The organism is Methanoregula sp., assembly GCF_049686655.1.
GTDB lineage: Archaea > Halobacteriota > Methanomicrobia > Methanomicrobiales > Methanospirillaceae > Methanoregula.
Genome location: NZ_JBAVIG010000012.1, coordinates 12789 through 30784 on the forward strand (window position 1 = coordinate 12789; position 17996 = coordinate 30784).

Below are 17996 nucleotides of genomic sequence, written 5' to 3' on the forward strand. Positions count from 1 at the left end.
CCACAATATTTGATTGGCAACCGGGCTCCGCCCGGTTACATGCCCGTTACATAAATTACTACATCGGGATGAAGAGGAAACGAAATAATTCCCGCAATCGGCCCTTCTTTCTTTCGCACCTGTAGCATGCCAGTTACATGGGCTGATGATTTTCTTGTGTAACACAAAATCAAAAATCTGGTACACAACGCCCGCTTGTGTATCACCGGTGTTACACAGGGATTCCCTGCGTATCACAGAATGGTGACTATGGTACGCAGGATTTTCCCCTCCTGCCGCTCTCAAGAGTCCGGGGAAATTATTTCCGTGCGATTCCCCCCGGTGAAGACCCCTGGCACGATCCTGTCGTGCGGACCGCGGTTGTGCAGGCAGGTCAGTCATCGAAAAACACATGGTCATACCGCATGAACACCACCGGGCTCGTCCCCGATGATTACCTCGTGTATGTCAGGGAAACCCAGAAGGATGCGTTCCTGTCCAACACCCTGTTTCACCTGTTTTGATGCAGGGATGCAGGTACCGTACAATCATCCGGGCAGTGAAAACTCCATTAAAACTGCATGCGCACACCGGCTGACCGACACATCAATACCGGCACCTGACGACAGCTCCCTTCCCGCTCCGGTTCCGGGTTCGTCAATCGCTGAGAGGGTGGGTCCGCCCATTCAGTACAGGCCCGGTCCCACCCCATCGCACGCGGCCGGCATTGGAAAGTGAGTGCCTGGGGATAACAGATTCCGTCAAGGGGCGAAGATCCCGGTTCGTCTCACACTGACGAAACCGTGGGTAAAACAATTCCTTTCCTGATCGCACCTGCAATGAGAGACGCCGGGTCCCGGTATTCTTCCGGCGTCAGGGTAAGCACATCGAGGGCCACGCGGTATTTCCTGACGGTCTGTATCTCCGCGTCTTTTGTCATGAGGGCCCGCTCAAAAATATCCCTGCCGGCAAAATCGTTCGAGATTATTGCGATATCAATATCACTGTTCGGAGTTGTTATTCCCGTTCCCGAAGATCCAAAGAGGATAAGATCGTGGATATGAACGCCGTTTTCCTTTACAACGGAACTAAAAAAATTTACCGCTTCAAGGACGTGTGAGTCAACCATGTGAGAATCTCCTGTGTCTCGTGTACGATCTTTTCTGTCTTTTCTTTGGTATATCGTTCAAGAACCACATCAAGGTTATGGGGATATCGTCCGGTAATCCCGATACGATTGATAACGAACAACGAATCCATATATTTTTGTGGTAATTCCAGTCCGAGGGTCTCAACCAGGAAGATCAGGCTGTGGGTCTTTTCCGGATTGTCACCGAATTTCTCTACATACAACGCTTTCAGGCCTTTTTCGAGTGCAAGGTGACAGAAAAATATCACCGGAGGAGATTGTATTGCCATGCTGTCTTTCAGTACGAAATCATGGAATGTTGCCGATCCGCACAGATAATCACTGCTCAGCCCTGTAGTTGGGTTGGATCCCACCCTTCAAGTACAACGGTTCAACCGCAGCTCGTTAATACCATCTCACCCCAGTATGTGGGTAAGGTGTATCATGCCAGTCATTATCATGAAAAGCCGCAAAGGCATCTCGATCGAACAGAAGCGCAGGCTCGTTAAGGAATTTACCGATACGGTGGTAAGCACCCTCGGCGTGAAGAAAGAACTGGTGACGATCTTCATCGAGGAGAAGGAACTCGAGGATATCGGGAAGGCCGGTAAACTCCGGTGCGATGAGTAAACACCATTTTTTTCATCCGGTTACGGGAACATGACCGTTAAACCCCTGCGATCTCTTCCGGTCAAGAGATTCTGTTTGAAACGGACAATTGGCGGGGTCCCGGCCGGGGCAATCATCCACGTCTCTGGCGTGAAAGAATAGCTTTGATGTGCTCTGGAGAACTTATTACAAAATAGTAATGCTCCCGGGGGGTTTCATCCCCGCCGCGGTAGTATCCCCTAAAAGGTAATTCCTGCAGCATCGCAATGCGCTGGGGCGGTGAGGGGGGACAGGCACTGTTCCCTCCTCTTCAGGAGTATCGGTTCCAGCCCAAGGATTTTTTTGGAGAATATTGTGATCTTTACCGGTCGCCGCCGCCCCGGCGTTCACTGTACGGGATATCGGCACTCTTCCCCCTGGATAACTTCTCCCGTTCGCGCCGGGCACTCTCGAACCGGTCTTCAAGCGGGATATCCACACTCCCCCCACGGGAGAGCTGCTCCTTCTCCCGGGCCCCGCCAAACCGTTCCTCAAGAGGGATCTCGACACTCCTCCCGCGGGAAAGCTGCTCCTTCTCACGGACCCCTTCGAACCGTTCCGCAATGGAGATCTCGGCGCTCCTACCTGCCGGCATCCGTTCGCTCTCATTCCGGCCACGCGGCCTGCGTTCATCAAAGGAGATCTCGCGGCTGGGCCGGGTGGAGGCGGCCGGCCCCCGCGGGGCAACCGTCCCGGGAGAATCCGCATCCGGGATAAAATCAATACCGGAATCATCAGGGGAACGGGAAGGCATACGCGGCCGCGGGTCACGTCCGGTTGACCCGCGGGTATCCACTGAAACCGGGCGTGAGCCGGTATACCCGTACGGGCTCCGGCCCGGCACGCCATTCCCCCCATCCCGGATCTTTGCTACCTGTTCATTTACGGCGTCCTCACGATCGCCGGCGCTCCATTCCGTGAACATCAGGAACTGGAGGAATGATTCGGGCTCCCGGAACACCGAGGCGCGGATTCCCTCGAAGACGATTGTCCGGTCTACATTGCCAAACCATCCTCCTGCGCGTTCCGTAATGGCACCGTCACCGGATTCAAAGACATAGACCCGCTCGATCTCCCCGTTCCGGCCCCAGGCGGTCTCGGAGATCCCGTCTCCTTCGAACGTGAAGAGCTTGCCCACTGCACCGTAATCCCCGCCTTCCCGGACGGCGATCCTCCGGGCCCCATCCTCGTAGCGGAATGTCCGGGGCCGCTCACCGAAAGCAAAGCTCTCTTCCAGCATACCGTACGGATCGAAAACGAACCTGCGGAGGATTTTATCCTGTCCCGCCGGATCCCGTTCCGTCATTATGTTCGCGGATGGATCGAACAGGTAAAGCCTCTTTACGTTCTTTTTACCGTCAAGCACCCGTACGCCGCCATTCCCGTACTGGTAGAACCGCGCTATGGTCCCCTTGCGTGTACCTGAAAATTCGGTTATGACTGCATCTGTCATCCCAACCGTTCACTCCGTAACGTCCTGATCATCCGATGCAGGACTGTTTTTTAACGTTATAGATTCCGGGGGGAAATAGTTTGTTCCCGGTATATCCGGAATGTGCCAGTGAATGCACAAGGGTAAACTTCATGCATTTCGGCAGACAACAGATATCCTGAAATGGCAGATGAACATTCAGGACCTGTCCCTGAAGGGAACCCGGAACAGGCGCCGGAACAAAAAGTACTATCGTCAGGTATACAGTATACATCCCCTATCATCCAGGATCGTGGCCAGACCCTCTACCTTGCCAGGTGGAGCACCAGGTTCTGGGCATGGCTGATCGATTTCATCATGGTCATCCTCTTCCTCAATATCGTCCATGGCATATTTCTCCCGATCTGGAATATTCCGCAGTACCTGGATATTACACGCTGGGATCCATTCGAATTCGGCTTCCAGACCCTGTTCTTCTTTGCCTACTGGACGGTCATGGAGGGATTCCAGGGCAGGGGACAGTCGATTGGCAAGATGGTGATGAATCTCAGGGTGGTCAACCGGGATGGTACAAAGATACATTACAAGACCGCGGCGATCGAAAGTTTCGGCAAGGCGTTCATCCTGCCACTCGACTGCCTCGTCGGATGGCTTGCGATGCCCAATACCAAACTCCGGATGTTCAACCGGCTCTCAAACACGCTCGTTATCAAGACCGATTATAAAGATCCCGACGGGATCCTCTATGTGAAGGAAAAAGAGTAACTACGTTCTCTTTTTCTTTCTTTTTAGATCCGCAATATTTTTGTAGATACGCCTGTTCCTGTACTCATGGATGACCAGGAGCCCGTCTCTCCGGAAGAACAGGCGCAGGCAGCCGGTTCGGAAGAAGAATCCCCCGGGTACAGGGAGAGGCTTGCCCATTTCATCGCGCTCCTCTCTGACGACAACGAAGGTACCCGGTGGAAAGCGGCGGAGATGCTGGGCCGGATCGGCGACACCGATGCGGTTGAGGAACTGATCGGCACGCTCTGGGACGACGACGCACGCGTGAGGCTGAAAGCTGCATGGGCGCTTGGGATGATTGGTGATGCCCGGGCGCTTCACCCGCTCCAGCGCCTGTACAGGATGGAAAACGAAGGGGCCCGGGAGATCATCAAAGAGGCGCTCGAAGCGATCAACCGCCAGAGATCGATGGGATAAGTTTTCCGCGTGGGTTTTATCCGCTTCCGCGGGCTATTAAGACAATGGAACAGGTCCATGGATGATATTGAATCCCTGTATCGGAAGGTCGACGGGAAGATCCTGCTCGAGATCAAACTAACCTCAATAATCCAGCTCTTCAACTCATTCGATCCGGCACCATTCCATGAGAAAGAGCTCGATCCTGCAGCAGAACAGTATATAGTTGAGACGGTCAAGGATTTCCCTGCCAAGACAGAATTCAAAATAATCATCTATCTCCCAAAAGACATTGCTTACGGGGACCAGGCACAGAAAATCGCCCCGGCAATCCACAACCATTTCCGGTACAAGATGCTTGTCGCGGACAGGAAATACCGGGCCCGCATCCGTCACGGGAGGGCAACCCTGTTGATCGGCCTTCCTTTCCTCACCCTCTCGCTGCTTGCCAGGCAGTACTTTTCATCGCTTGGGGAATCCCTCCTGCCCCAGATTCTCGCGAATGCACTCCTCGTCATCGGGTGGGCAGCCATGTGGGAACCGGTCACCGTCCTCCTCTACGAGCTCTGGCCTATCCTCCAGCTGAAAGCAACGTATGAGAAGATCAGCAGGATGGAAATTGATATCCTTCCCGTAACGTGAATCCATCCCTTACCTGGACAGGGGAATCCGTTTTTTAACTTCGGCAATCATTCGTTCCGTACCGGGGCAAGGTTTATTTTTTTCCTCATTATTCCGGGACACCGGAGAGGAAAGCGCTGCAAGAATGCTGGAAACCGCCGCGCCGTGGGAGAGGCCATAACCTCCTTCAAGCACCAGGGCAAGAGGGCATTCCACGGCATCCAGGATAACACTGGTCAGCAGGAGAAAATCATCCGGTTGCAGGTTCATATTCCCGAGCGGGTCATCGAAAAGGGTATCCTGCCCTGCCGATATGATCACTGCATCAGGACGGAACCGCTCAAGCGCCGGGGCAAACAGTTCTGAGAATACCGCCACAAATTCTGCCCGTCCCCCACCGGCCGCAAGAGGAGCATTGATCGTATATCCCGCGCCGGCCCCGGTACCGGAATCTTCAATCCTGCCACTGTAGGGGAAAAAATGTTCCTGGTGCACTGAACAGTACAGTACCCTGTCAGTACCGTAAAATGCATGTTCGGTCCCGTTACCGTGGTGGACATCCCAGTCTATGATGGCAACCCGGTCAACGGAGTCAAGGGCGTGAGCAGCGGCGATCGCTGCATTGTTGAAAAGACAAAAACCCATAAACCGGTCATGCCCGGCATGGTGGCCGGGCGGCCTGACGAGGGCAAATGCGTGCTCACCATCAAGGGTGAAATCGAGGGCCATGATCGCGGCGCCGGCCGCATATCTGGCGGCAATAAAAGAGCCATGTGTCACATAGGTGTCGGCATCGAGCCAGCCGGGGATTGCCGCAGCAAGAGACCGCTGCCGGAGCCAGGTAGTGTAATACGGCGTGTGAACCCGGTGTACAGATTCGTCAGATGCAGGCTCTGCGATTCTTCGGGGAATATCCGGAAGAACACCGGAAAGTACGTCCAGGAGCCGGGCGTTACACTCGGGGTGACACGGAAGGTCGTGTCCGGCACTGGCCGGGCTGACAATAATGCAGCAGTTTCCCATTGCTCCCTCCGCCGGGGATCATACGGATCGGATACGGGACTATTTGCCGGTCCCGGTTTATCGGCTTTGTGTATACAACGGTCTTATCCATTCCGGCATTCCGGTGGATATGAACGACAGGCGCGTGCTGAACATACGGTAACCACGTCCGGATACATTACAGGTATCCGGGAAAATACCAGAAGAGATGGAACAAAGGATCCCGGGTGTGAAGAACACCGGACCGGTTCAGCGGGCCGCAAGTATTACCGTAAGACGCTCCCGGCAGATCGGACAGAGCATCTTCTTCTTGCGGTCAAGTTCGTCGAGAGTATCGGGTTTGAACATGATACATTCCCTGTTCTCGCAGTGATCGAGGCCAAGGAGATGCCCGATCTCGTGGGCACCTTCCTTCGTGATCCGGTCGATCAGGTCGTCATCGTTATTTTGCCGCCCGTAATATTCATTGCCGAGACGGGCGGTAGAGACGACCGCTGCACCTACCTGCTGGCGGGCAAGGCCGAAGACAAAACTGTTGCCGTTCCGGAAGAGATCCTGGTTGACAACAAGAAGGACAGGTTCTGCTATCCCGTGATGGTGTTTATAGGTCTGGACGCTGTCGAGCAGCGCCTGTGCATCGATCTGTTTCCTGCTGACCACATATCCCATCATCCTGACGTGGTTCTCGGTGACCGTACACTGAACGCCGAGGACAGAAGAGATCATGCGGCTGACCGGCGTCTGGAGACCGGCCGGGGAGAGGGCATCCCAAAAAATATGGACATGCATCGCTATATTCTGTTGGAATGGGCTCCTATAAACATATTGAGACATGCGTCGGGAAGTACATCTCGGAGCACTATACCAGCGCGGTCGAAGTAGGCATAGGGAACAACCCCGGCGCGGCACTCCTGATCCATTCAGCCGGGGTTCCCGTCCGATGTACCGATATACACAGGAGAGAAGTACCTGCCGGTATCGTTTTTACTATCGATGATATATTCGATCCCGAACTCTCGTTTTATGCGGGAACCGGTGTGATCTACGCGATCCGTCCTGCCGAAGAGATGATCCCCCCTATGATTGCTCTCGCCGGAAAGATCGGTTGCGATCTCCTCGTCTGTCACCTGGGATTTGAATCATATGGTGATGGGGGGGAGAAGATCGACTGCGGGGTGATCCTCCACCGGTATTACCGGGGATCAGAACCCGTCAAAGAGGGTTGACTGGGTCTGTGACGGGGGTTTTTTCTCTTCGGGTTCCGTTGCGGGGCCGTAAGTCTCCTCAAAAGGAACTGCTGGTGCAGGTGGCTCGTCCTGGACGGCGGGTGCCGGGATCGCCTCTTTTTTTATCGTATCTTTCTTTTGTTCCTTCTTTTGTTCCTTCTTTGGTTTTGTCTGCAATTCCTTTTCCTTATCTTCCTGCACCAGGGCTTTGATTACCTCTGCGGATCTGGCCCGGTCATTGAGGAAAAAGTTGAGCTGATCAGTGTCGAATGCCAGTTCCCGCGCATACACGGCAGGGCCATCGTTGACAAGCATCGAGACTGTTTCCAGGTAATTTTCCCGCAGGGTGTTCTGCGGGACATGCATCATAGCAGAGATTTTGTTCAGCGTAGCAATCCGGATCGCCTTCTGCTTCTTTGCAGTTGACATCTTCTGCCATCGTTCAGGAGGCATGATCCGGCTGTGTATGCCACACCCCCCCGCCGCGTCTGCAACTCCGAGGAGCATCATTGCCGTTGCATACCGCCAGAGGGTGTGGTACTGGCGCCGGTACGTGTAACCGAGGTATTCATCCGCACGGGAGAGATGTGTATATGCCAGCGCCACCGCATTTTTATCCGGGATCACATGGATGCTGCCTTCGACCCACTGCTCGATGGTCTCCGGGGTATCGTCCACATCGTAAGAAAGGCGCATCAGATCTTCATCGGATGCCTTTCCGAACAGTGCGGTGATCAGGGAGAAGATGGAGGCCCGCTCATCTTTCTGCGAGGTATGGACCTGACCATCGTCCAGCCGGTCCCTGCCGATTGCCGAGGCATAGAGCATATTGACCGCAGAACGGATGTCGCCTTCCGCGCTCTCGGCAATCACGTGGAGCGCAGATTCGCTGCACGCAATTTTTTCCGCTGCACAGAGAAATTTGAGCCGGGGCGCAATAGAGCGGGCAGGAAGTGCCTTGTACTGGACAGGTTCGCACCGTGCCCGAATTTCCGGCGAGATACCGTACAGGTCGTTTGCGATCAGGATCATCGGTTGTTGTGCATGCCTGATGCACTCGAGGATCGCCTTTGCACCCCCGCGGTCCGCCGTGCCCTGCAGATTGTCCGCCTCGTCGAGGACCACGAGTTTCCGGGAGGCCCCGGTCAGGCTTGCTGTCACGCTTCCTGCACCGGCGATCCGTTCAATGACAGCAGCCGTCCGCTGGTCGCTTGCGTTGAGCTCGATCACTTCCCAGTCCATGTCGTTTGCAAGCGCGAATGCCGTGGAGGTCTTCCCGATACCGGGCTTGCCATAGATCAGGAGCGGGCGGGATTTGTTCGTCCAGTTCTTCGCCCATTCCGCAATCTGCCGCACCGCGGTCGTATTGCCGACAATATCCGCGAGATGTGCGGGGCGGTATTTTTCTGCCCAGTCCATACCAACACGTTGACCGGATATCAAATAAATTATCTCTGATGAAACGCAATTAGCATACGGAAGAAATTAGTCGTAAGTCATATCAGGTGATGTCGTGGTCCACAGCTGCTCCACAGAAACAATTGCAAAAGTAGTCCGGGAATACGAGGGCGTCAAACGCAAGAATGCCATTGGCGAGATGGTCAAGGCCCTGCGGATAGATGCCCCTCACGTTGTCGCCGCGTTCGGCGAGGATGCAGCAGTGATCGAGCACAATGGCGAGGCGCTCCTTCTTGCTGCCGACGGGATCTGGAGCAGGCTCATGGATGCCGATCCGTACTGGGCAGGTTACTGCTCGGTCCTTGTCAATATCCATGACATAGCAGCTATGGGCGGGCGACCTATCGCAATGGTAGATATCTTTTCAGTATCAAAGACCACAGCCCTCGAGCAGGTAGTAAAGGGAATGCACGATGCGTCGGCGCAGTTCGGTGTCCCCATTGTTGGCGGCCATCTTCACCCGGATGCACCGTACAGCGTCATAGATGTGTCGATTCTCGGCGCGGCCCGGTTGGATTCAATTATCTACAGTCACACTGCCCGGGAAGGCGACTGCGTAGTCGCCGCAATCGACCTGGATGGCCGCGTCCATCCATCCTGCGCACTCAACTGGGACTCTGTCACCATGAAGACACCGGCTCAGGTCAGGGCCCAGATCGGCCTGCTGGAAATGATCGGAAACAGGCATCTTGTAACCGCAGGCAAGGATATCAGCAACCCGGGGATCATCGGGACTCTCGGTATGCTGCTGGAAGTGAGTGGAAAAGGAGCAGAGATCGATCTAAGCCTCATCCCCAGGCCCAATCTTGCTGATAATCACATAACGTTCGAGCAGTGGGTGAAGATGTATCCCGGTATGGGATTCGTCCTGACTGCCAGCCCGGATCATATACAGGAACTCACAACCCTCTTTGCCGGTGTCGGAATGACCGCAAAAGTGATCGGGACCGTTGACAACGAGCGATCCCTCCGGATCCGGTATGATGGCGATGAGACGCAGGTCTTTGACTTCATCAATAACGGGATCATGCACCTGACCCTAGAGGATGTCGGATGCCAGCCGCGCTGAGGCGAATCGGTATCGGGATAGCGGATGACCCGGAAAAGGTCATCGGTAGCGTTCTTTGTGTTGCAGGAAAGTTTTCGACATTCTGTTACTGCCGCCCCGGCACCGTTGCCAGAAAGCCCGATGAAAGTACAATCCACATCATTGAGCATACGCACCCCGAACAGGCAATGATCGATGATCTTGTTTCAGGGAAGATCGATGCTGCCGTACGGGGCACCCTCCCTGCCAATGCGACGTTAAAAGCACTGAAACAGGCTGAGGGGGTGGACCACCTTGAACGGATCGCCCTCCTGGAAACGGTTTCCGGGAAAAAATTCCTGCTCACTCCCGTAGGGGTTGATGAGGGATGGACGGTTCCCGAAAAACTTGAGCTGATAAAAAAAGGGCGTGAAATTGCAAAAAAATTCGGGCTTCCCGGGAAGACCGGTATTCTTTCAGGGGGACGGCTGGGAGATGTCGGACGCCATAAGCAGGTGGATGCAAGTATGGCAGAGGCGGAGCTTGTTGCAAAACTCTCCGGTTCGGTACATTGCGAAATCCTGATCGAAGATGCTGTTGACACGTGCGGCCTGATCATCGCTCCGGATGGGATCTCCGGCAACCTGGTCTTCCGGACTCTCACGTTCCTTGGAGGCGGGCACGGACACGGTGCGCCTGTTGTAAATATCAACAGAATTTTCGTGGATACTTCGCGCGCCTCTCCAAATTATGTGAATGCGCTATTGCTCGCAGCATCTTTGCTGGAATAAAATAAAACCTTTAAAAATCCCCTTTTTTCCTCAAATAAGCATATAATGGGATTAAAAAATATTCTGCGAAATTCTGAACCCCGATTTCCGCTTGGCTTGCAACAAACCCTCAAATAGCATAATACTGAATAATCCGCAGTATTTTCCCAAAAAGTATTTATATATACCAATGGGATTTCTTTTTGAGGTAATCAGTATGGCAGATTTACCAATTGCAGCAGTTGTAAGGATTGCAAAGAAGAACGGAGCCGAAAGAGTAGGCAGCGATGCAGCAGAGGCACTCGTTGCAAAGGCAGAGAAGTACATCGCCCAGCTTACCAAGGAAGCCAACAAGCTTGCCGAGCACGCTGGCAGAAAGACGATCAAGAAAGAAGATGTTGACCTGGCAGCAAAGTCCAACTAATCAACTCTTTTTCTCTTAACAATTCTCAGGTAATTGTTGTTTCTTCCATTATCAGCCGTCTGTTTTTCATCCATTATTCTTACGGTCTCCCCCGCAAAAGAAGTGCCTGCCTGTGGCGGCACTTCGGCTCGTGGGGGTTGGGGGGCGTCGTCTCTTCGAAAAAAATGATTTCTACAGAGCAATTTTTTTAATTGTATAACGGTCCTGCGCAGTTAAAACCTTTGAACCCGGGCTCAGAATTTCCCTTTCGTGCTCCGGATTGTCTTTTTGTCCCCGGTCAGGGAAAGCGCTTCGCCAAGGGCAATCCCGAATGCCTTGAATGCCGCCTCGCACTGGTGGTGATCGTTCTTTCCCGAGAAGGTGATATGCGCCGTGATGCCGGCCCGGGTGCAGAGCGAATAGAAGAAATGTTCGAAGATGTCGGTCGGGATGGTTCCCACGACTTTGTTGCCAAACGACCCGTGCCAGACAAGATAACCTCTGCCACCGCAATCAAGGGCAACCTGCGCAAGAGATTCATCCATCGGGATGATTGCATGGGAAAAACGACGGATACCTGCACCGTCACCGATCACCTGTTTTATCGTGTCACCGAGCACAATCCCGATATCCTCGACCGTGTGATGGCAGTCAACATGCAGGTCGCCTTTCGCGGTGCAGGTGAGATCGAATCCCCCGTGGCGTGCCATCGCGGCAAGCATGTGGTCAAGGAACGGCACACCGCTGTCCACCGAGATCTTCCCGGTCCCGTCCGGGTTCAGACTGATCGCGATCTTCGTCTCTTTTGTCTCCCTTTTGACTTCCACGACTCTCATTGACTTTCCTCCAGTGCATCCTTCAGTTTGATCTTCCCGCTGTACAGGGCCGAACCGAGGACGGCACCAGAGGCGCCTGCATTCCTCAGCCCGGCTACATCCGATCGGGCCGAGACTCCCCCGGCTACCACGACGGGAATACCGACATGATCGATCAGGCGCTTTACCGGTTCAAACCGGACTCCCTGCTGCAGGCCCTCAACATCCACATTCGTATAGAGGAGTGATCCGGCTCCAAGCCCTTCAAACTTCTTTGCCCAGGCAAGATAATCACCCGCAGTCTCCTGCCAGCCATGCACCGCAATTTGTCCGCCTTTGGCATCAACACCTGCCATCACCCGGGCATTCCCGAACCGGTCTGCCAGTTCCCGGATACTTGCCGGCCGTTGTGTGGCAAGGGTAGATATGATCACCCGGGAAACGCCGGTCTCCAGCCACCTGGCAGCATCTTCAACGGACCGTATTCCCCCGCCAAGTTCTATCTCTACACCGGTTTTGCGGACAAGCCGGGTGATGAGATCTACATTCTTTCCGGAATTGCCAAATGCTCCGTCAAGGTTGACCACGTGGAGGGCATCTGCACCCTCGTCAAGCCAGCGTGTGGCGCAGGCAAGCGGATCGCCATAGGAGGTTGCACTCTCCCGTTTTCCCTGCACCAGCTGGACACACCGCCCGTCAAGGATGTCAACAGCCGGAAAGATCTTCATAATGATCAGCGGATCATCCGTTGGATCCCCATGACAAGGATGTCTTTTGCCCCCGCTCGTTTCAGGGCATTGATCAGCGCATACACCCGTTCCTCGTTCACAACCGCATGGACCGCCACCAGGCCCTCGTCTGAAGCGACATCCATCACCGTTGGCCCGGAGAGGCCGGGCAATACGCTTTTCACCGTATCAAGAGAGGTGCGTTTCACATTCATCATCAGGTAACACTGGCCTCGTGCCCGGATCACGCTCTCAAGCGCGAGGTGGATCTCATCGATTTTGTCTTTCTTGGTCCTGAGTGAGTCACGGTTTGCGATCAGGTGGGTGGAGGTGACGAGCACGTCATCAATCACCCGGAGCCGGTTGGTCTTTAAGGTAGTGCCGGAACTGGAGAGATCGACAATCGCATCAGCAATTCCAAGATGCGGAGTCGCCTCGCATGCCCCTCCAACGAGCACAACATTGACATTCACACCGTGGTGCGCGAAATAGGTACGGGTGATCACCGGGAACTCCGTTGCAACCTTCTTGCCCTCCAGCTGCTTTACGGAAGTGATCCCGGAGTCCTCATGGACTGCAAGGACAAGTTTTGCCCTGCCGGACTGGAGATCAAGCAGTTCTTCCACATCAGATTCCCGTTCCACTACCATGTCATGGCCCGTGATACCGAGATCCGCAGCTCCCGTGGCTACGTATTCCGGTATATCGACCGGACGGGCAAACAGGATCTCGACGTGGGGATCGAGAGTCCGGGTGATCAGGCGCCGCTCTCCGGTCTCGGCGAGATGAAGCCCGCTCTTCTCCACGAGTTCCATGATGGGGGCAGCGATCCTGCCCTTGTTGGGGATTGCCAGCCGGACAACTTCAGAAAATGGGAGGGGGCCGGATTCCCCTGGTTTCCGTAACGATTTTACCGGTTTAGCCATATTCGCTTCAGAAGGTCCTGAGTTTGCCTTCGATTACCTTCTCGGTGACAGATGTGACATTGGCCAGCTGGTCATCAACGATCTCAAGGATATCCGCATTGATCTCCCTGAGCGCGATACCCTGCTTTGGCAGTACCTGGATACTTGCCACAAGAGGGTAGTCTATCGGTTTGCCGATCTGGGAGAGCAGCCGGACGTACATTTCTTCGATCCCGTCGATCTTTGTCACGCATTCACGGGCGATCTGTGAAGACAGGAGATTGTAGATCTTCCCGATATGGTTGATCGGGTTCTTGCCGCTGGTGGCTTCCATGCTCATCGGGCGGTTGGGGGTGATGAGGCCGTTGCAGCGGTTGCCGCGACCCACGGAGCCATCATCGCCCATTTCGGCAGATGTGCCCGTTACGGTCATGAAGACGCTCTTCTTCCTGATGTCATCTGCAGTGTTTACGTGGACAACAACCTTTCGCTTTGTGCTCTTCTTTGCAACGGCCGTGATCTGCTCGTTGAGGAGCTGCATGTATTCCTGGTACTCGCGGATATCCGCACAGTACTTGTCGACGATGGCACAAGCGACGGTAAGTGTGATGGTATCCCGGTCCCGCAGGCCCATGATCTTGATATCCTGGCCGATTGCAGGGTATTTCTTCCGCAGTTTAGTGTCTATGAAATCAGCGGAATTCCTGATGATGGTCTCAACTTCCGAGAAGGGAGCGTGCCCGACACCGAACGAGGTATCGTTGGAGCGCGGGGCCCTGCCCTGGCTGGGCTTGAAAACATCCCGCAGGTCCGTAGATCCGATACCGAGGCGGCAGTCAACGATGACATCGCGGTTGAGGTTGAGTTCCGGGAGGATCTTGTGAAGATATGTGTGTGCAGCTTCGACAGCTACGGCATCGGTCGGAATCGTGATGCCATTGAACTGGCGGGTGGCACGACCATCGAGAAGCACATAGATCGGGCGTATCATCTTCCCGCCGCCGAACTTCGGGCAGGACTCTCCGGCAACCACTTCGCCCTGATCAGTGTTGTGGTGGAGGACATACCCGAATTCATCAAGGTAGGCCTTGCAGAGGGCCTGGCTGATCGATTCGGCAATTCCATCTGCGAGGCTGTCAGGGTGGCCGAGGCATTTGCGTTCAACGAGTTCTATGCGCTGTTTTTCAAGGGGGATCTGGTCCAAGGCTTCAATCTGGATATTTCTTTTCATGTATTTCCTCGTGACACTTCGTACTAGTATAAGGACTGGAGTTCATATAACAATTTCCAATTACACAATAATTCTCTCATTTTTTATTACCAGGGGAGATTTTTTCACCGCCGGGTATCATTTGCTTACCGTCTGACAGAACATAGTCAGGCATCACATTATCCATCGGAGGGAAAGGAAAGAAACACCGGGATGCATACTGCCGTTCCAGGAATTATGGGGTGATACATATCAGAAATTAAAAAATGTGCTCTTGTAGAAATCCTTGTGTTGGAACAAATAATATTGGATTATATTTTTGGGAGGAGGGGACTGTGCCTGTCCTCTCTCACGGCCCCTGCGCATTGGATGCTGCAGGAATTACCTGTTAAGCGGTTGCCACAGCGGCTGAGGTGAAACCCCTGGATAGCGTTTCTCTTTGTAATGATTTCTCCAAGGGCAAAAAAATGAAATTAACAATATTATCGTCTGAGGAATTTATGCAGGATCGTCATTTCACTACCCTTGGGGGCCTTTTTCACAGCCGGGCGGGTCGGGACAGGCTTCTCATCCTCAAGTTCCTCGTCATCGGGAGCATCAGGAAGAATCCGGTGTTCATGCCCCGGAGGATCGGTTCGCGTAGCACGTTTATCCGGCACAGGTGCATGCTGCCGGGAGTGCGGCAGGGTCCTGCCCTGGTTCAGTTTCGTACCGCACCCCGGGCAGAAATTTGCCGAATTGGGGAGTTTCTTACCGCAATTGTGACAGAACTGAGGCGTATCCGCCGGGGGTTCCTCAGGTACCACGGATTCCTTTACGGTCTCCTGGACAACCGGACGGCGTGGGGAGGATACGAATTCGGGTTCAGGTTCCACTTCCTGCACAACCCGTCGCGGAGGTTCCTGCACAGTCCGGACGGGTTGCTGCTGGGGTTGGCCAAGGGGCTTAAGGGCCCCCTTCATGGCAACTTTCATCGCCGACTGGACTTCCGGTTTCCTGACCGAGGGGGCCACAGTTTCCGGTGCATGGGTGATTTCCCGGTTATAATCAGAAGTCACAATCTGGCGTTTCACCGGCTCTGCAACCTGCCTTATCTGCGTTCTCCGGGGCGGGGTTATGACCTCAGGTTCGGGTTCTGGTTCGGGCTCCGGCTCTTCCTCAGGGATCTTATACGCGGAGAGGAGTCGTTTTACCGGGGGTTGCTTTTCATGGTCTTTGAGAGGTTTTCGTGCCGGCTGGAGTTCCTGCCTCTGGACTGGCTTTGCCGGAGGCCGGGAGGTCACGGGTTCTTCTTCCTCAGGTTCCGGAGCAGGCCGTCGGGGGGAGGATTTTTTTGGCCGGTCTTCTTCATGGAGCAACGCAATCCATTCATCTATCTCACCGGCACGGTCCATACCGTTCTGGACAAAGACCAGTTTCATGGTCTTGATCTCATCATCCTGGGAACGGATTGACAGCACGAGCACAGGATCGGAGTTCTCTGAAAACTCGACGATACTTCCGGCAAGCGTATCCCTGGCCACATCTTTTGCGGTGACTTTGAGTTTCTTCTCCTGGGTGTCAATTAAAAAGATGCGGCGATCGGTCAGGTATGCATGGAAAAAAAATTTCTTGACCGAGACATTCAGGGATCCGATAAGTACCTGTTCCCCGGGCTGGAGGTACGCGGAGAGCCCGCCTTCTTCTTCATCCCCGTCCGGCTCGGGCTCATCTGCAGGGTTCCGGGCACGTGATGCACCTCTTTGAGGAATGCTGTCTCCCGGTACAGCAGACCTGCCCGTACCGGCAGCGGATTTTTCCTGCCGCCGGGCTATTGCACCGCCACAATACATGCACTCGACGGCTTCATCCCGTATATTCATCCCACAGTGAGGGCATTTCATCTGGTGAGCTCCGTTCCACGGTATCCGGATTGGATAACTATAATGTTCTCATAAGATAAGAAAAATTCTCTGATCGGAATCCATTGTACCGGATTGTGGTACTACGTCGGGCCGGGCTGCAGTTCATGTCACAGGACACCCAGTGTTTCTGCAACCTGCACGCGCTCCTCATCGTTTGATATGCAGTGTATGTAGATGCCGGTGTCGGGTTTTTTTGCTGCCAGCAGGCTGTTAATCCTGCAGCGGGTACCGTCCCCGTCGAGGTAACAGTCCTGGGAAGAGATACGACCGAAATGTTCACTGATCAGCTTCCCGAAATTGTCGTGGCAGCTGCCGCCGTAAATGATCTCCCCCGCGGAAATTACCAGGAATACCCCCTTCTTTGAGGCTTCATCACAATCCTTCATCCGGAAGGTTCCGAACTTTTCATCGCCGTAGGGGTTGAGAAATGCCCGGTAGAACGGATCATGGCGTTCCTTACGTTCCCACAAGAACAGTCCGATCCGGAGGGGGAGATAGTGGGGATACCGTATAATCATCTCATCCTTCAGGTGCCGGTAAGGCGGTGTCTCCAGCACGTCTTTCAGGAGTTGCTGGGCCCAAGAAAACGAGCCGCTTTTCACGGTACCGGCGACAACCAGCTTCACGGGTTTGAAGTAGAGGGTCCTCTGGCCGCACTGGACCGCGATGGAGCCATCTTTAAGGGTAACAAAGACGCCGGATTTTATCTTTTTCCCGTCTTCCCCGCTTGCAGGCTGTGACGATCTCGCCTGCACCCGTGGCTTCTGCCTCCCCGGGTTATGGGCGATGGCTGACCAGATCTCCGGGGAATATGTCTTCTCGAGGTTACTCTTCCAGATCGGATCGCGGATTGTTGAGATGGAGACGAGCCGGAATTCATCACCCGCAGGTATGAATTTGGCCCCGCATGACATGCATTCAATATAATATTCGATATGGGGCAGACCGAAGAGTTGCCTGCCTGACACCCGGTTCATTGTGCCGGCCCTGCAGACCGGACAGAGGTTCATCCAGGATGCAGACAGCGAACCGGGACCCATATCCGTAACGGTCCTGACCGTCTTCACGGGAACAGATGCACTATGCCAGGTCCATTCCTGCAGCAGCCGTATTCCCCGTACTTTGCTGTGGGAACTGCGATCCAGCACATCTGTTTTCTCGGCAATACCTGCACGACAGAAAATCTCGGCGATGGATGGTGCGAGTGGGCGCCCATCGGTATTAAGCCGCCCTTCGAGAGACCGGTCAAGACCTGACGAGACAGGATCGGTAATTGCTGCCGGTGCCAGGATCGGCAGGGTTTTGGAGAACTCTGCGTTGAGGCATTCCAGTGCTACCGCAACCAGCTCTTCAGTTACCCGTACGCCATCCCGCTCGAATGGCAGACCTGCTCCGCTCCGGCGTACTGCTTCGTTCGCAAGTGCCCGGATTTCATCGGGGATAGGGAAAAACTGCGGGGCGGACATGGATGTGTGCGTCATATGCTTTGGCCTGCGATCCGTATAACAATTCCCTCAACGGGGATCGCCAGAACCGGATAGACTGGCAGGATCCGGG

The 17996-nt window shown here is 54.3% G+C and carries 20 protein-coding genes; 8 read left to right on the forward strand and 12 right to left on the reverse strand.

The annotated features are described in order from the left end of the window. Positions 1-766: 766 nt before the first annotated feature. Both WBL42_RS01090 and WBL42_RS01095 read right to left on the reverse strand, forming a co-directional pair. Positions 767-1108: a nucleotidyltransferase domain-containing protein gene (locus WBL42_RS01090; protein WP_424719419.1), complete on the reverse strand. Its 342-nt coding sequence runs from the start codon at positions 1106-1108 to the stop codon at positions 767-769. Continuing rightward, positions 1078-1398, reverse strand: coding sequence for a HEPN domain-containing protein (locus WBL42_RS01095; protein WP_424719420.1), 321 nt, complete (start codon positions 1396-1398; stop codon positions 1078-1080). The genes WBL42_RS01090 and WBL42_RS01095 overlap by 31 nt, the downstream gene beginning before the upstream one ends. 154 nt (positions 1399-1552) lie before the next feature. On the opposite strand from WBL42_RS01095, the gene WBL42_RS01100 reads away from it, so the two are divergent. Then, positions 1553-1738 carry a tautomerase family protein gene (locus WBL42_RS01100; RefSeq protein WP_424719421.1) on the forward strand — a complete coding sequence of 62 codons (186 nt, stop codon included), beginning with the start codon at positions 1553-1555 and terminating at the stop codon, positions 1736-1738. Positions 1739-2078: 340 nt separating this feature from the next. Here WBL42_RS01100 and WBL42_RS01105 read toward each other — a convergent pair whose 3' ends face one another. Next, positions 2079-3209: a hypothetical protein gene (locus WBL42_RS01105; RefSeq protein ID WP_424719422.1), complete on the reverse strand. Its 1131-nt coding sequence runs from the start codon at positions 3207-3209 to the stop codon at positions 2079-2081. 162 nt (positions 3210-3371) lie between these two features. Here WBL42_RS01105 and WBL42_RS01110 point away from each other — a divergent pair, with 162 nt between their 5' ends. From WBL42_RS01110 to WBL42_RS01120, 3 genes are all read left to right on the forward strand, one after another. Further along, positions 3372-3953 (forward strand): RDD family protein, encoded by a 582-nt coding sequence (locus WBL42_RS01110; protein ID WP_424719423.1) that lies wholly within the window; start codon positions 3372-3374, stop codon positions 3951-3953. Positions 3954-4019: 66 nt separating this feature from the next. Beyond that, positions 4020-4391, forward strand: a complete 372-nt coding sequence (locus WBL42_RS01115) for a HEAT repeat domain-containing protein (protein ID WP_424719424.1) — start codon at positions 4020-4022, stop codon at positions 4389-4391. A 57-nt stretch (positions 4392-4448) separates the two neighbouring features. After that, positions 4449-5012, forward strand: coding sequence for a hypothetical protein (locus WBL42_RS01120; protein WP_424719425.1), 564 nt, complete (start codon positions 4449-4451; stop codon positions 5010-5012). A gap of 9 nt (positions 5013-5021) precedes the next feature. Here the strand turns inward: WBL42_RS01120 and WBL42_RS01125 are convergent, their stop codons facing one another. Both WBL42_RS01125 and WBL42_RS01130 read right to left on the reverse strand, forming a co-directional pair. Continuing rightward, entirely contained in the window at positions 5022-6014 is a 993-nt protein-coding gene (locus tag WBL42_RS01125; protein ID WP_424719426.1) for a histone deacetylase family protein, read from the reverse strand. Between the two features lie 228 nt (positions 6015-6242). Next, a complete protein-coding gene (locus WBL42_RS01130; RefSeq protein ID WP_424719427.1) occupies positions 6243-6782 on the reverse strand; it encodes an archaemetzincin family Zn-dependent metalloprotease in 540 nt (179 codons plus the stop codon). A gap of 17 nt (positions 6783-6799) precedes the next feature. Here WBL42_RS01130 and WBL42_RS01135 point away from each other — a divergent pair, with 17 nt between their 5' ends. Beyond that, the gene (locus tag WBL42_RS01135; protein WP_424719428.1) at positions 6800-7219 is read left to right on the forward strand and encodes a UPF0146 family protein; all 420 of its coding nucleotides are present in this window, start codon (positions 6800-6802) and stop codon (positions 7217-7219) included. Here WBL42_RS01135 and WBL42_RS01140 read toward each other — a convergent pair. Next, positions 7196-8638, reverse strand: a complete 1443-nt coding sequence (locus tag WBL42_RS01140) for a replication factor C large subunit (RefSeq protein ID WP_424719430.1) — start codon at positions 8636-8638, stop codon at positions 7196-7198. The two genes, WBL42_RS01135 and WBL42_RS01140, sit on opposite strands and share 24 nt — an antisense overlap. Before the next feature lie 94 nt (positions 8639-8732). Here WBL42_RS01140 and WBL42_RS01145 point away from each other — a divergent pair, with 94 nt between their 5' ends. The 3 genes from WBL42_RS01145 to WBL42_RS01155 all read left to right on the forward strand — a co-directional run bounded on the left by WBL42_RS01145 (position 8733) and on the right by WBL42_RS01155 (position 10898). Beyond that, positions 8733-9746, forward strand: a complete 1014-nt coding sequence (locus WBL42_RS01145) for a methanogenesis marker 2 protein (protein ID WP_424719431.1) — start codon at positions 8733-8735, stop codon at positions 9744-9746. Further along, positions 9731-10495, forward strand: a complete 765-nt coding sequence (mtxX, locus tag WBL42_RS01150; RefSeq protein ID WP_424719432.1) for a methanogenesis marker protein Mmp4/MtxX — start codon at positions 9731-9733, stop codon at positions 10493-10495. Before WBL42_RS01145 ends, mtxX begins: the two co-directional genes overlap by 16 nt. A 196-nt stretch (positions 10496-10691) precedes the next feature. Continuing rightward, entirely contained in the window at positions 10692-10898 is a 207-nt protein-coding gene (locus WBL42_RS01155) for a histone family protein (RefSeq protein WP_292544835.1), read from the forward strand. A 233-nt stretch (positions 10899-11131) separates the two neighbouring features. On the opposite strand, the gene hisB is transcribed toward WBL42_RS01155, so the two are convergent. From hisB to WBL42_RS01185, 6 genes are all read right to left on the reverse strand, one after another. Continuing rightward, on the reverse strand, positions 11132-11713 hold the full coding sequence (gene hisB, locus WBL42_RS01160) for an imidazoleglycerol-phosphate dehydratase HisB (RefSeq protein ID WP_424719433.1): 582 nt from the start codon (positions 11711-11713) through the stop codon (positions 11132-11134). Then, on the reverse strand, positions 11710-12420 hold the full coding sequence (gene hisA / locus WBL42_RS01165) for a 1-(5-phosphoribosyl)-5-[(5-phosphoribosylamino)methylideneamino]imidazole-4-carboxamide isomerase (RefSeq protein WP_424719434.1): 711 nt from the start codon (positions 12418-12420) through the stop codon (positions 11710-11712). Before hisA ends, hisB begins: the two co-directional genes overlap by 4 nt. 5 nt (positions 12421-12425) lie before the next feature. Beyond that, positions 12426-13346: an ATP phosphoribosyltransferase gene (gene hisG / locus WBL42_RS01170; RefSeq protein ID WP_424719435.1), complete on the reverse strand. Its 921-nt coding sequence runs from the start codon at positions 13344-13346 to the stop codon at positions 12426-12428. A gap of 7 nt (positions 13347-13353) precedes the next feature. Then, positions 13354-14556: a methionine adenosyltransferase gene (locus tag WBL42_RS01175; protein WP_424719436.1), complete on the reverse strand. Its 1203-nt coding sequence runs from the start codon at positions 14554-14556 to the stop codon at positions 13354-13356. Positions 14557-15017: 461 nt separating this feature from the next. After that, on the reverse strand, positions 15018-16418 hold the full coding sequence (locus tag WBL42_RS01180) for a zinc ribbon domain-containing protein (protein WP_424719437.1): 1401 nt from the start codon (positions 16416-16418) through the stop codon (positions 15018-15020). Between the two features lie 128 nt (positions 16419-16546). Then, complete coding sequence (locus tag WBL42_RS01185; protein WP_424719438.1) at positions 16547-17920, reverse strand: hypothetical protein; 1374 nt, start codon at positions 17918-17920, stop codon at positions 16547-16549. Between the last annotated feature and the right edge of the window lie 76 nt (positions 17921-17996).

Coding starts and splice junctions, on each gene's coding strand:
- WBL42_RS01130 (WP_424719427.1), bottom strand. CDS start 6,782: ATGCATGTCCATATTTTTTGGGATGCCCTCTCCCCGGCCGGTCTCCAG.
- WBL42_RS01100 (WP_424719421.1), top strand. CDS start 1,553: ATGCCAGTCATTATCATGAAAAGCCGCAAAGGCATCTCGATCGAACAG.
- WBL42_RS01105 (WP_424719422.1), bottom strand. CDS start 3,209: ATGACAGATGCAGTCATAACCGAATTTTCAGGTACACGCAAGGGGACC.
- WBL42_RS01110 (WP_424719423.1), top strand. CDS start 3,372: ATGGCAGATGAACATTCAGGACCTGTCCCTGAAGGGAACCCGGAACAG.
- WBL42_RS01155 (WP_292544835.1), top strand. CDS start 10,692: ATGGCAGATTTACCAATTGCAGCAGTTGTAAGGATTGCAAAGAAGAAC.
- WBL42_RS01090 (WP_424719419.1), bottom strand. CDS start 1,108: ATGGTTGACTCACACGTCCTTGAAGCGGTAAATTTTTTTAGTTCCGTT.
- WBL42_RS01135 (WP_424719428.1), top strand. CDS start 6,800: ATGGGCTCCTATAAACATATTGAGACATGCGTCGGGAAGTACATCTCG.
- WBL42_RS01140 (WP_424719430.1), bottom strand. CDS start 8,638: ATGGACTGGGCAGAAAAATACCGCCCCGCACATCTCGCGGATATTGTC.
- mtxX (WP_424719432.1), top strand. CDS start 9,731: ATGCCAGCCGCGCTGAGGCGAATCGGTATCGGGATAGCGGATGACCCG.
- hisA (WP_424719434.1), bottom strand. CDS start 12,420: ATGAAGATCTTTCCGGCTGTTGACATCCTTGACGGGCGGTGTGTCCAG.
- WBL42_RS01095 (WP_424719420.1), bottom strand. CDS start 1,398: ATGGCAATACAATCTCCTCCGGTGATATTTTTCTGTCACCTTGCACTC.
- hisG (WP_424719435.1), bottom strand. CDS start 13,346: ATGGCTAAACCGGTAAAATCGTTACGGAAACCAGGGGAATCCGGCCCC.
- hisB (WP_424719433.1), bottom strand. CDS start 11,713: ATGAGAGTCGTGGAAGTCAAAAGGGAGACAAAAGAGACGAAGATCGCG.
- WBL42_RS01185 (WP_424719438.1), bottom strand. CDS start 17,920: ATGACGCACACATCCATGTCCGCCCCGCAGTTTTTCCCTATCCCCGAT.
- WBL42_RS01175 (WP_424719436.1), bottom strand. CDS start 14,556: ATGAAAAGAAATATCCAGATTGAAGCCTTGGACCAGATCCCCCTTGAA.
- WBL42_RS01125 (WP_424719426.1), bottom strand. CDS start 6,014: ATGGGAAACTGCTGCATTATTGTCAGCCCGGCCAGTGCCGGACACGAC.
- WBL42_RS01115 (WP_424719424.1), top strand. CDS start 4,020: ATGGATGACCAGGAGCCCGTCTCTCCGGAAGAACAGGCGCAGGCAGCC.
- WBL42_RS01120 (WP_424719425.1), top strand. CDS start 4,449: ATGGATGATATTGAATCCCTGTATCGGAAGGTCGACGGGAAGATCCTG.
- WBL42_RS01180 (WP_424719437.1), bottom strand. CDS start 16,418: ATGAAATGCCCTCACTGTGGGATGAATATACGGGATGAAGCCGTCGAG.